At 37.9% G+C, this 13,605-nt stretch carries 8 protein-coding genes; 1 reads left to right on the forward strand and 7 read right to left on the reverse strand.

What is annotated here, in order from left to right; genetic code table 11:
• Both uvrB and D569_RS0103320 read right to left on the reverse strand, forming a co-directional pair.
• The gene (gene uvrB / locus D569_RS0103315; RefSeq protein ID WP_018930979.1) at positions 1-1,986 is read right to left on the reverse strand and encodes an excinuclease ABC subunit UvrB; all 1,986 of its coding nucleotides are present in this window, start codon (positions 1,984-1,986) and stop codon (positions 1-3) included.
• A 257-nt stretch (positions 1,987-2,243) separates the two neighbouring features.
• Positions 2,244-3,824 (reverse strand): peptide chain release factor 3, encoded by a 1,581-nt coding sequence (locus tag D569_RS0103320; protein WP_018930980.1) that lies wholly within the window; start codon positions 3,822-3,824, stop codon positions 2,244-2,246.
• Positions 3,825-3,977: 153 nt separating this feature from the next.
• On the opposite strand from D569_RS0103320, the gene D569_RS0103325 reads away from it, so the two are divergent.
• Positions 3,978-7,205 (forward strand): DEAD/DEAH box helicase, encoded by a 3,228-nt coding sequence (locus tag D569_RS0103325; protein ID WP_018930981.1) that lies wholly within the window; start codon positions 3,978-3,980, stop codon positions 7,203-7,205.
• A 3-nt stretch (positions 7,206-7,208) separates the two neighbouring features.
• Here the strand turns inward: D569_RS0103325 and D569_RS22425 are convergent, their stop codons facing one another.
• From D569_RS22425 to ftsE, 5 genes are all read right to left on the reverse strand, one after another.
• Positions 7,209-8,447: a PDZ domain-containing protein gene (locus tag D569_RS22425; RefSeq protein WP_169336427.1), complete on the reverse strand. Its 1,239-nt coding sequence runs from the start codon at positions 8,445-8,447 to the stop codon at positions 7,209-7,211.
• A gap of 247 nt (positions 8,448-8,694) precedes the next feature.
• Positions 8,695-10,173 (reverse strand): S41 family peptidase, encoded by a 1,479-nt coding sequence (locus tag D569_RS0103335; RefSeq protein WP_018930983.1) that lies wholly within the window; start codon positions 10,171-10,173, stop codon positions 8,695-8,697.
• A gap of 212 nt (positions 10,174-10,385) precedes the next feature.
• Positions 10,386-11,795, reverse strand: coding sequence for a PcsB-like coiled-coil domain-containing protein (locus D569_RS0103340; RefSeq protein ID WP_018930984.1), 1,410 nt, complete (start codon positions 11,793-11,795; stop codon positions 10,386-10,388).
• A 40-nt stretch (positions 11,796-11,835) separates the two neighbouring features.
• Entirely contained in the window at positions 11,836-12,729 is an 894-nt protein-coding gene (gene ftsX, locus D569_RS0103345) for a permease-like cell division protein FtsX (protein ID WP_018930985.1), read from the reverse strand.
• Positions 12,719-13,405, reverse strand: coding sequence for a cell division ATP-binding protein FtsE (gene ftsE, locus D569_RS0103350; RefSeq protein ID WP_018930986.1), 687 nt, complete (start codon positions 13,403-13,405; stop codon positions 12,719-12,721). The genes ftsX and ftsE overlap by 11 nt, the downstream gene beginning before the upstream one ends.
• Between the last annotated feature and the right edge of the window lie 200 nt (positions 13,406-13,605).

A 13,605-nucleotide genomic window follows, 5' to 3' on the forward strand; every position in this document is an offset into this window, starting at 1 on the left:
TCACCCTTCTGCTTTCAATTCTAAAACAAGATCACGAAGCTCTGCTGCTCGTTCGAAATCGAGCTCGCGAGCCGCTTGTTTCATTTCGTTTTCCATTTTTTCGATTAAATCTTGCTTTTCCTTCTTCGTCATGTCACTTACTTGTTTTGCTGTACTATCATATTGTTCTTCATCTTCTGCCGCCATCGTAGCACGGATCACGTCGCGAACTCCTTTATTGATCGTTTGAGGTGTGATGCCATGTTTCTCATTATAGGCTTGTTGTTTTTCACGACGTCGATACGTTTCATCGATAGCGGTTTGCATCGAATCGGTGACTCTGTCGGCATACATAATAACCATACCATTTTCATTACGAGCCGCACGCCCCATCGTTTGAATTAAGGAGCGCTCAGAGCGTAAGAAACCTTCTTTATCAGCATCGAGGATTGCCACAAGCGATACTTCGGGAATATCTAACCCTTCACGTAAAAGGTTAATTCCAACTAATACATCATATTTCCCTACTCGCAAGTCACGAATAACCTCAATTCGTTCTAATGTTTTTATTTCCGAGTGTAAATAAGCTACTTTCAGCCCAACTTCTTTTAAATAATCAGTTAAATCCTCTGACATTTTTTTCGTAAGTGTTGTTACTAACACACGCTCATTGCGATCGACTCGTTTGTTGATTTCCCCGATTAAATCATCTACTTGACCATCGATTGGGCGAACATCCACTTCTGGATCTAATAAACCTGTCGGACGGATAATTTGCTCCGTCATTTCAGGTGTATGTTCTAGCTCGTATGGTCCTGGAGTTGCTGAGACATAGATCAGTTGGTTTACCTTTTTCTCAAACTCTTCAAATGTCAATGGACGGTTATCTAATGCAGACGGTAAACGGAAACCATGATCGACTAATACCTGTTTCCGTGCCTGGTCTCCATTATACATCCCACGAATTTGCGGTAAGGTAACATGAGATTCATCAATCACAATAAGTGAATCATTTGGAAAATAATCAATTAATGTATAGGGAGTCGATCCAGGTTCTCTTAATGTAAGATGGCGGGAATAGTTTTCGATTCCTGAGCAAAATCCCATCTCCTCCATCATTTCCAGATCATAATTGGTTCGTTGCTCCAAACGTTGTGCTTCTAATAATTTATCTTCTTCGCGGAATTTTTCTAGTTGTTCCTGCAATTCTTTTTTGATGTTTTCCATTGCTACTTTTAATTTTTCTTCCCGAGTAACGAAGTGAGATGCTGGAAATATCGCAATATGTTCACGATCACCGATGATTTCACCTGTTAACGCATCTACTTCACGAATTCGATCGATTTCATCACCGAAAAACTCGACACGGATACAGTGTTCCTCCCTTGATGCTGGGATAATCTCTACCGAATCACCACGAACACGGAATGTACCGCGTTGGAAGTCAATATCATTTCGAGCATACTGAATATCGACAAGACCTCTTAATAACTCATCTCGGTCTTTTTCCATACCTACTCTCAAGGATAACACTTGGCTACGATATTCTTCCGGCGAACCTAGCCCATAAATACAAGATACACTAGCAACAATTAAGACATCATTACGTTCAAACAATGCAGATGTTGCGGAGTGTCGCAATTTATCAATTTCATCATTGATGCTCGCATCTTTTTCAATAAACGTATCTGTAGATGGTACATATGCCTCTGGTTGATAATAATCATAGTAACTAACAAAATATTCTACTGCATTGTTCGGGAAAAATTCTTTAAATTCACTGTAAAGCTGACCCGCTAACGTCTTGTTATGTGCAATGACTAATGTTGGCCGATTAATCTCTTTGACCACATTACTGATGGTAAACGTCTTCCCAGTCCCAGTTGCTCCGAGCAAAGTCTGGTGACGTTTCTTTTTCTCAATGCCTGTTACCAGCTCCTTAATCGCTTTAGGCTGGTCCCCTTGTGGCTGATAAGGTGCTTGTAATGAAAAAGTTTGTTCTTCCACCTTGATACCTCCGTTCTCATACTACTTGTCATATTATACACTATATTCCAACAAAAAGCGAACAAATATTCGTTTTTATTTTTGATTCTCTTTCTTCATTATAACCAAAGCTGCCGGGATGATAAAAAGATATGATGTAATGGAGGGATAGTAGTGGAACACGGAGCTATGTTAGAGGTTACTATCAACTTCGAGTACTTTATTATCAACTTTCAGTCAGCAAAAAGCCACAACTATCACAGCTGTGGCTTTTCTTATTATGTGGTTTGATCGTATTGGTTTACTTCGTATAAATCAATCAGATCGATCTCTGGATGTTTATCAATGAACCATCTTAATGCGAAATCATTTTTAAACAAGACGAGGAATTCGTCTTCACGGTCTTTCACTAACAGATTGCGTTCATCAAATAATGTTGGATCAACTTGTTCTTTTTTTAGCCAACGTGGAATGCGATCACCTATTGATTCAAGCATCACTTCTACGTTGTACTCGTTTTTCATCCGATGCTGGAACACTTCATACTGCAACTGTCCTACAGCGCCGATGATCATCGAATCGGTTGGATAACCACGGAACAATTGGATCGCACCCTCCTGTACGAGTTGCTCGATCCCTTTTCTAAACTGCTTCGCCTTCATCACATTCTTCGCTGTTACGCGCTGGAACATTTCAGGTGGGAATTGTGGCAGTTCATCATATTGAAATGACTTCTTCCCCTCGATTAATGTGTCACCAATTCGGTACGATCCTGGATCATAGACACCGATAATGTCACCGGCATAGGCTTCTTCTACCGTATCACGTGAGGATGCGACAAATTGTTGTGTCTGCCCCAGACGAATACTTTTCCCTGTACGAGCAAGTGTTGCATTCATCCCGCGCTCGAACCGACCTGAGCAGACTCGTAAAAAGGCAATCCGGTCACGGTGCTGAGGATTCATGTTTGCTTGAATTTTGAAAATGAATCCGGAAAAATCAGGATAATCAGGACTGATGACTTCTTCTTCGGTACGACGCGGTCCTGGTGCAGGAGCCATATCGATGAATGTATCGAAAAAGGTCTGGACCCCAAATGGAGCGAGCGCACTACCGAAAAATACCGGTGTTTGCTCGCCAGCTAATACACGATCCAACGAAAATTGATCACCTGCTTCATCCAGTAATTCCAATTCTTCCACCGTATCCTGATAGGTCGGATGATTATAAATATCTTCTTCTTTTTCCATCTCAGTCATAGGTATATAGGTTTCTTCTTCATTACCATTAAAACGGATAAATTGATCATGGTAACGATCTAATATACCTAAGAATCGTTTTCCCATACCGACCGGCCAATTCATAGGATAGGTTTCAATATTCAGGACATCCTCGATTTGGTCTAATAACTCTAACGGTTCGCGTCCTTCCCGGTCTAATTTATTGATAAACGTGAAGATCGGTATCCCACGCATTTTACAAACTTTAAACAGCTTGATCGTTTGGGCTTCGATCCCTTTGGTTGCATCAATAATCATGACTACACTGTCGACAGCTGTTAAGGTTCGATAGGTATCTTCACTAAAATCTTCGTGACCGGGTGTATCGAGAATATTCACTTTATGCCCTTTATAATCAAAGTTCATCACACTGGAAGTGACCGAAATCCCACGTTGCTTCTCAATTTCCATCCAGTCCGATGTCGCAAATTTTCCAGACTTCTTCCCTTTGACAGTACCTGCCGAGCGTATTAAATTTCCAAACAACAAGAGCTTTTCTGTCATCGTTGTTTTCCCTGCATCAGGGTGGGAAATAATCGCAAATGTTTTTCTTTTTTGCACTTCTTCTTGTAATCCCATATTGTTACCTACTTTCTACTTAACGTACCTTTTAACCTCTCCTATTTTACCACTTATCAAACAGAGATAAAATAAAAATATCATCTGGATGGCATCAAAAACAGAATCTGATATAATATAATGATGGATTCTTTAAATAAGGATGGGATCAATTTGCAACAAATTCAAATGACAGAACAATCGATCCGCCAGCTTACTGGTGAACGTTTCTATAAACGAGGTTATCAATATTATCAAACAGGAAAAGTATACGGGCTTTCCTATAATCCGGAATCCAACTCTTGGCGCGGACTTGTAAAAGGAACGAAAATTTATACCGTTCGCATTTATTTTACGGACGACATGAAGGTAGATACGACCTGCAACTGTCCAGCCTTTGAAGCACATGGTACATGTAAACATGTTGCGGCAGTGCTGTTAGCCATTACGCAGGATGCTCAATCTAATCGCAGAAAATTTGCAGTGGATCGTGGTGCACAACAAGCACCTACACAGGATACTGATCTGTTCGCTAAACAATTATTACATACATTTCGTGATAAAAAAGAACAGACGGAGACACCACTAGTGATTGAGACGGAATACCTTTTGTCCTTAACAAAGGCAAATAAAAACTCTCAGTATGCCCTTAGTATCGAAGTAAAAATCGGGGATAAAAGACCGTATGTAATTCGGGATATTCGCGGATTTTTAAAAGCATTGAGTAGTGGTGACTCCTATAAAGTAAATCAAAGTTTTACTTTTTATCCATCGATTCATTACTTTACATCCAAAGATCAAAAGATGATCGAAATGCTTTTGACTTGTTATGAACAAGAGCGCCTATTCGGAAATAGCTATGTTTTAAAGTTGGAGCAACCTAGAAGTATTTATATTCCTCCAAGCTTAATTGACCAATTGTTAGATCAACTAACGGAAATGGACTATGTATTTCGACATGAAAACAGTAAGGAATATCCAGCAATAGCAGTGAGCGAAATGAATAATCAGCTACAGTTTCATCTCGATTATCAACAGTCCAATAATTATACATTAGAAATGACCGATCTATCTGAATATTACTTTTTAGATAGTTACCGATACGTGATCCATGAACATCACTTTTACAAAATAACGTATCAACAGAAAATGATTTTAGAAAAATTGTTCCGTGTGATCCCTTTTCAAAATAAGAAAAAACAAATGATTTCGCCAAATGAAATGGATGTCTTCGTCAAAAATGTCATGCCGCAATTTGAACAGGTTGGTACATTAAATATGACGGAAAGAATGGAAAAGCAGATTAACACGGCACCATTACAGACGAAAATCTTTGTCGACGAAATCGATGGAGCCTTAAAAGCTGAAGTGGAATATCACTATGGCGAGTCCGTATTTACCCCTTACTCTGAACAAGGATCAGGAGAAACAATTGTAAAGCGCGAAACACACAAGGAACAGGAAATAATGCAAATGCTTCGTGATGAAGCTTTTATCGAAATGAACCAGGCGTTTTATTTGTTTAATGATGATGCGATTTATTCGTTTATCCATGAAGGTGTCTATCACATGGAAAACGTGGCATCTGTCTTCCTTTCAAGAAGTGTTAAACAAATGGTCGAAGGAATCGATCAAATTACCTTACAATCCAACGTCGATTATCGTCCGTCTGAAGGAATGCTAGATATCGAATTCGACTTGGAAGGTATTTCAGACGAAAATGTCGCAAATATCTTGCAAGCTTTAGTCGAAAAAAAGCGATATTATCGGATCCCGAATGGAGCACTTATCCGTCTAGAATCAGATGACTTTTCTTCCTTTCAAAAGCTGCAAAAGACGCTAGACTTGTCCAAAAAACAGATGGAAGATGGCAAAATATCGATTCCGGCTGCTCGAAGTTTCCAGGTCGAAGAAGCATTGAATAAGACTGATCATCGCTATAGTGAATCATTTCAGCAAATGCTGGAGCAGTTAAAGCATCCCGAGCAATTACAATTTGAATTACCAGATCAGTTAGAAGCGGATATCCGCGACTACCAAGTTACCGGATTTCAATGGATGAAAGCATTATCGCATTATCATTTAGGCGGTATTTTAGCGGACGATATGGGATTAGGTAAGACATTGCAGACGATCAGTTACATTCTGTCAGAAGCAAATGATAAAGTAGGACATTATCAAGCACTCGTCATTGCACCTGCGTCCCTGTTATACAATTGGAAAAAAGAAGTTGAAAAATTCGCACCGACATTGACTACGGGTGTTATTATCGGACCTAAGCAGGATCGACGAAAATTGTTGCAAGAGCATCAAGATACCAATATTCTCATTACATCCTATCCGACGCTTAGGAAAGACCAGGATTTGTATGAAAATCATTTGTTTGATTGCATCATTTTAGACGAAGCACAGGCGATCAAAAATCATTTAACCTTAACAGCAAAAGCGGTGCGGTCATTACAGGCGAAACAATTTTTCGCACTGAGTGGTACACCTATCGAGAATGCTTTGGATGAATTATGGTCGATTTTTTATACGATATCACCCGGACTTTTCGGCAGCAAAAAAGCATTCAGTAACCTAGATACAGATTATATCGCCAAGATTACTAGGCCATTTATTTTACGACGAGTGAAAAAAGAAGTACTGGATGAACTACCGGATAAAATTGAGTCTGTTCAATATTCCGAACTAACGAAGGATCAAAAAGAAGTTTATATTGGATACTTGCAACGGATCCAAAATGAACTAGATCAAACCATTGAAGAAAAAGGATTTGACCGTGGCAAACTGCAAATCTTAGCAGGTCTCACCCGACTACGACAAATTTGTTGCCATCCGAGCTTGTTCTTGGAAAATTATAGCGGAAAATCAGGTAAGCTTGAGCAATTAATGGAGTTAACAACTGAATTGGAAGCAAACGGCAAGCGAACTTTGATTTTTTCACAGTTTTCCAGCATGTTGGAGATTATCCGTGATGCACTTGAAGCTAATGGTCAGGAAGTATTTTATTTAGACGGTTCCACTCCTTCAGAACAACGAATGAAGATGGTCGAAGCATTTAATGAAGGAGAAAAAGGATTTTTCCTGATTTCTCTGAAAGCTGGTGGAACAGGTCTTAACCTAACAGGAGCAGATACTGTCATTTTATATGATCTATGGTGGAATCCAGCAGTGGAGGAACAAGCTGCAGGTAGAGCACATCGAATCGGTCAGAAAAACGTAGTACAAGTGATTCGCTTTATTACCGAGGGAACAATTGAAGAAAAAATTTATCAACTGCAACAGAGGAAACGCGAACTTGTCGATCAAATTATTCAGCCAGGCGAAACGTTACTATCAAAATTATCAGAAGAAGAGATTCGCGAACTTTTGCAATTTAATGAAAAACAAGAGAGCTGATCATCAGCTCTCTTGTTTTTCTAATCTGGTTTCTTGTACGTAACTATCAGTTTCTTTCACAAACAATATTCCTAGTTTGTGATGCTCGCCTTCATATAATGCTCGTTGCGCAAAGCGGATTTCCCCGTTTAAGTCCTTCACACTTAATTTACAAAATGCTCGATTTTGATTCACTGCTTGATAAAAGCTTTCTTCATTTTCTACTGATATTTCGTTCACTTTCACAATTCTTTCCCCAGGAATTAAACCTAAATCGACAGCTGGAGTATCTGGCAATGTGCCAAGTACTAATAGTCCTTTTTTGGCTGGGCGGAAATATGGTGTACGGCGCTCTTCTGAGGAGCGGTAAACAAGCTGTATAAATTCTTTTCCTAAAAATGCTACAACAAGCGCAACAACTGTTAAAAATGGCACGAAGTAACTGCCTGCTGCAATTAGCAAAATCAATATCGCTAATAATGCAACCTTTTTGGATAGCCATTTGGCTGCATCACGTGGCAATCGTGACTTCACGGTATATTCAAAACCGAAAACATATGGTAAAATCATCACCCCAAAAGACTCGCCAGAAATCTCTAATAATGGCCATTCTGCAAAAGGCTCTATCCACCCACCAGGTACTAAAGCAATAAATGGGATAATGGTCAGTTTTTTGATTCGATGCTGACCTAAATATTTACCGCGACTGCTTTTTACCAGTTCCGGATATGTATCATCATGCTGTAATTTGGCTAAGATCCACGTTTCTGTTAGTAATAAGATACCGATAATAAAAGGTATATAAAATAAATCTGTTGCTTCTAATAAGTGGAGCCAATTACTTGGAAGATAATTCTCCCCATATATGTTGAGAAAATACATCATTGCGGACACAATTGCTAAAGAGTACCCTGCTGACAGCCAACTGAACCGGTTACCGATTGCAACGATTAACATAACGAGACCTAATAATAGAGCAAATGGTATGGAAATGACAAAACCAAACGCAATCGCTAAAATCGATAGGATCAATCCTACCATGATCGAAATCGACCATGTATGTTTTGCCTCGTGAAAATACGGATATACTTTCGTTCCAAAATTTTGACGATCCTTTTTAATGCGCCAATAACCGCTCAGCATTAGGAGCAGTACAAATAAATAGATAAACGGCTGCATAAAAACACGTACGATAACCCCGCCAAATTCAATCAACCAATCCATCTCAAACAACCCCTCCCCAACAAACGTCATTAGAAACATTCGCCAATTCCTCATGTAGTGGCGAAATCTAGTTTTTTATCTATCTTGGTAAAAAATATGTATATTACTTCTATTATGATAAAAAAAATCAAATTTGGCTACCCATAATTTCATTTTAGTTAAAATGGTTGTACATTATTTTTTTACACTAAACACTTGTTTGTAGATTTATTGGACACTTTTGAGTATTTACTGGACACTTTTAAAAAGCTGTCATAGTAAATTCTATGACAGCTTGAATGCTTGCTTATTCGGTTAGGGTGTTGATTGCTTTTTCTAATTGGTAATCATCTTGGTGGTCTCGGATTTTTTCGATGATCGTTGTTTGCAATACTTCTGCAGTCTTTTCGTCTACCTCACCTGTTACATTCAGTTCTTGATCTTGCTGGAACGCTTCAACTGCCGCTTGGGTTTCTTCATTAAAATAGCCGTCTGTTCTTCCTGGCTCATATCCTAGTCCTTCCAACATAATTTGCACATTTTCAATTTTGTCATCACTCTCGTTAAAAGTTAATGGTTCATCGACTTGGACAGGATTGGTGTAATAATAATCCGGCATCTTTTGTTCAATTGTTGGTTCTACCCCAACTTCATGGATCGAATTACCTTCAGGTGTTAACCATCTGAATCGCGTAATTTTGATTGTACTACCGTCTCCCATTGATACAGTCTGTTGAACCGTTCCTTTTCCAAATGATGTTTCACCAACAATATCATAATCTAATGCTTCATTTAGAGAAGCGGCTAAAATTTCAGAGGCAGAAGCACTACCTTCATTAATCAATGTGACAATTGGATAGTCTTTAGCAGAGCTTATGTCCGAGAAATATCTTGTTTTCTTGCCTGAAGGATCCTCAATTTGAAGATAAGGGGTATCCTCAGGAACAAAATTACTTAGAATTTCTTGGACAGAAGGTAACAAACCACCTGGGTTACCTCTCACGTCAATCACTAATCCATCAATACCTTGTTCCTCTAAGTCCGCTAAGCCATTCTCAAAATCACTAGCAGTATTCTCCGAGAATGAGGTTAATTCAATAATACCAATTAACTTTCCATTCTCTTCTCTTGTATCAACATAAACCGTTTCTAACGGTATCGCATCTCTGGTCAGTTCTATCTCTAACAAATCATCGACGCCAGGTCGTCTGATTTCCAATACGACCTGTGAACCTTTTTCGCCACGTATTTTATTGACGGCTTCATAAAGGTCTAATCCTTCCACGCTTTCCCCGTCAACCGAAAGGATTTGGTCATTAGGCTTTAACCCTGCTTTTTCAGCTGGAGAATCCTTTATCGGTGCAACAATCGTCACATTTCCCTCTGTCATCGAGACCTCAGCACCGATTCCTTCAAAAGAAGACTCAATTTGTTCATTGAATTGCTCCATCGTTTCCTGATCCATATAAACACTATAAGGGTCTTCGAGAGATTGAAGCATACCTTGTATCGCACCTTCAATTAATTGTGTATCTTCAACATCCTCTACATAATTTTCTTGAATAATGGAAAACGCATCTACTACTTTTGACATTTTCCCCATATTTTCTTCGATTGTTTCTTGTTGATCAGCCAGTTCTGTTAGTAAATCCTGATCTAAACTTGCTAAATTACCATTAGAGCTTGTTCCATCTGCAAAGAAAGCCAAGCCTACATATGTACCAACTGCTCCAAAAGCAATCGCTACAAACAAAATTAACACGAGATACCTTTTTCTAATATTCATTATTCCACCCCATAGCCTTAAATAAAGTGAGACTACCATCAGGATTTTAACACCTCAGATGGTTAGCAGAGTTAGCTTCTTGATCCCACACTCCACTTCTTTGTTCTTTCCATTTAGAATTGAGTTTTTGGATCCTTCCTAAAAATATCTTTACTTCTATATTATGAAGGTTTAAAAAAGACATCACAAGTATTTTGTGATGTCTTTCAATTTTAATATGAGAAATAATTTAAAGGATCTATAGTTTTTTGTGCTCGTCCATCTTGTACAGATACCCAAGGACCTTTATATAATTCAAAATGTAAATGGGGACCAGTTGACCTTCCAGTGCTACCCATATAGCCTATAGTTTGACCTTGTGAAACTACCTCACCAGCACTAACTTTAGGTGTATATTTCATATGTGCATAAACTGTGGTGAACTCTTGACCATCAATGATGTGCGTAATAAATACTACATTACCATAAGATGTTGAGAAATAAGAAGAATGAACAACACCACTTGCTGAAGCTACAATTGGAACGTCCCCACCATTTTTAGCTGACGCGTTACCTACATCAATCCCATAGTGTGTACCACCACGAGTGCCATACCAATCAGTTATGTAACCCTCTACAGGTCTTATAAATGTAGAGTTCCCACTAGGGGTTGGCGCAACTTCAGAATTATTTTGCTCATCATTTTTAGAGAATTGTTCAATTTGTTCTTTTTCTTTTTTAGCCTCATTTATTGCTTTTTCTAATGTAGCATCTCTGTTTGCAATAATTTTTTGTTCTTCAGCTAAGCTCATCTTATGATCATGCAATTCTTCCTCTTTGGTTTCCAATTGTGCCATAAGCGTTTCTTTACTATCCATTTGTTGATTTAATGTTGCTTTAATCTCATCTAATTCCTGTTTTTGTGCTACTAAAGAAGTCTTAGTATCTTCTAATTCTTCCTTATCTTCTTCTAAAGATACTTGTTTTTCTTCTACTTCTTCTTTGTTTTCTTCAACTGCAACTTTGTTTTCTTCCAATTTCTCTTTATCAGCTTCTTGTTCTTCCATAATTTTTTTATCAGAGTCCATGATTTTGGTTACTGCTGTAGCACGGTTGATAAAATCCCCAAAGCTTTGAGCACCTAAGATTACTTCTAAATAACTTGTGCTACCACCGTTCTGTTGAATCGAACGCAATCTATTTTTTAATAGTTCTTCGCGAGATTCAATTTTTTCTTCAAGCTGTTTTATTTCATCTTTTAATGCCACTATTTCTTCCTTTAATTCCTCGATTTCCTCTTCCGTCTTTAATATTTCATCTTCTGTTTCTGCGATTTTTTTGTTTGTTGTTGCTATTTCCTCTTCTTTTGCTTGCAATTTAGCTTGTGTATTTTCTATATCACTATTAATTGCATCCATTTCACTTTTTGTCTCTTCTTGTTGCTCTTGATTTTCATTAATTTTTTCCTCTGTTTCACTTACTTTACTTTCTACCTCATTCGCTTCTTGGTTAATTTGATTTTTTTCCTCTTCTAATTCATTTAGTTTTTTATCCAATTCATTCGCTGATTCAGCAAAAACGGAGGTTGAAGAGAAAATGGTACTGATGATAAGTAAAGTTAGAATTAAATAACACCGTTTCATAGAATTTCCCCTCTCTAATCTGACAATTTCTCGTATTCTATTAAACTTTTAAGAATTTACGGACACTCATGAGACTTCCCCATACACCAATTGAAGCACCGATTCCAACAATAATCAATGAAATTTGTAATGCGAATGGGTAAAAGTCCAAAATCGTCACAAAGTCAAATTGCTGCAAGATTGCCATATTCTGTGATAAGAAATAGTAACCTATTAGAATCACAGCTATCGGAATAATACTTCCTAATATACCTAACAACATACCTTCCACAAAAAATGGCCAGCGGATAAAGTTATTTGTTGCACCAACCAATTTCATAATTCCAATTTCTTTTTTACGAGCTAAAATCGTAATTTTGATTGTATTAGAAATTAGGAAAATGGCAGTGAATACTAATGCTATTATTAAAACTAGTCCTACATTTCTAGCATACTCATTAAATTTAAATAGAGTATCGACATATTCTTGTCCATAATTAACACGGTAAATAAAGTCAAACTCTTCAATTTGGTCTGCTATTCTTTCGGTTTCCAGCGGATCTTCTGCTTTGACGATGAAGGCATCATTTAATGGGTTATCTTGTTCATATAATCCCCAAGCTTGTCCTTGTTCGCCCATGCTGTCCATTAAATTCTCAAGCTCTTCTTCTTTCGTTACAAAATCTACACTTTCGATACCACTTATATCGTTAATATTTTCTTCGATTTCATCCACATCACTCTGTTCAGCAGTTAACTCGATTAACGCCTTGATTTGGACATCCTCTTCCAATTCATTTGCAATATGATTTAAATTCATCATTAATACTAGAAATACTCCGACTAGAATTAGTGTGGTCGTTACGGCACCAATAGATGCGATAGTCATCCAACCATTGCGCCACGTGTTCCTAGCACCTTCTTTGAAATGTCGCTTTAACGTACTAAACTTCATATCCATACTCTCCTCGATGCTCGTCACGTACAATCATACCGTCTTCCATAGCAATGACACGTTTTTTTACTGTATTCACAATTTCTTTGCTGTGCGTTGCCATCAAAATCGTTGTACCACTTGCATTAATTTCTTCTAATATTCGCATAATTTCCCATGATGTTTCTGGGTCTAAATTACCAGTAGGCTCGTCCGCAATTAATAAGGCCGGATGGTTCACCATTGCTCTTGCAATAGCGACACGTTGCTGTTCTCCACCTGATAATTCATCCGGAATAAAGCGGGCTTTATTTTTTAAACCTACTTGATCTAGTACAGACATCACCCGCTTACGAATGTTCTTTGGTGATTCTTCAATTACCTCCAAAGCAAACGCAATATTCTCATAAACTGTTAATTTAGGTAATAAACGAAAATCTTGGTAGACAACACCTATATTTCTTCGGAAATAAGGTACTTCCTTCCACTTCAGTGTTGTTATATCTGTATTGTTGACGACAACGGAACCTTTTGTTGGTATCTCTTCTCGAAATAACATTTTGGTGAAGGTTGATTTCCCAGCACCACTTTGTCCGACTATGTAGACAAACTCTCCTTGCTCAATGGTTACATCCACCCCATTCAGAGCAACAACCCCATTAGGATAAGTCATATATACTTCTTGCATTTTTATCATAAAGTAATCACCTTTTTATCGTTTTATCTAACAATTGCTCGAATGATCCAATCAAATTTCGACGATCTATTCCACACTGTCTACATTATAACATCATTTTCGATATTTTTTACCTTAATTTTTATTACAATTTCATTTCAAGATGTTAAGAAACCATAACTTTCATACCTAAGTCTAGGGTTACGAACCAGATAATGGAA

The sequence above is a fragment of the Gracilibacillus lacisalsi DSM 19029 genome (assembly GCF_000377765.1).
In the GTDB taxonomy this organism is placed as follows: Bacteria; Bacillota; Bacilli; order Bacillales; family Amphibacillaceae; genus Gracilibacillus; species Gracilibacillus lacisalsi.

Excerpts from the sequence above, each read along its gene's own strand:
- D569_RS0103320 (WP_018930980.1), bottom strand. The coding sequence starts at position 3,824 with ATGGGATTACAAGAAGAAGTGCAAAAAAGAAAAACATTTGCGATTATT.
- D569_RS22425 (WP_169336427.1), bottom strand. The coding sequence starts at position 8,447 with ATGTTTCTAATGACGTTTGTTGGGGAGGGGTTGTTTGAGATGGATTGG.
- D569_RS0103335 (WP_018930983.1), bottom strand. The coding sequence starts at position 10,173 with ATGAATATTAGAAAAAGGTATCTCGTGTTAATTTTGTTTGTAGCGATT.
- D569_RS0103340 (WP_018930984.1), bottom strand. The coding sequence starts at position 11,795 with ATGAAACGGTGTTATTTAATTCTAACTTTACTTATCATCAGTACCATT.
- ftsX (WP_018930985.1), bottom strand. The coding sequence starts at position 12,729 with ATGAAGTTTAGTACGTTAAAGCGACATTTCAAAGAAGGTGCTAGGAAC.
- ftsE (WP_018930986.1), bottom strand. The coding sequence starts at position 13,405 with ATGATAAAAATGCAAGAAGTATATATGACTTATCCTAATGGGGTTGTT.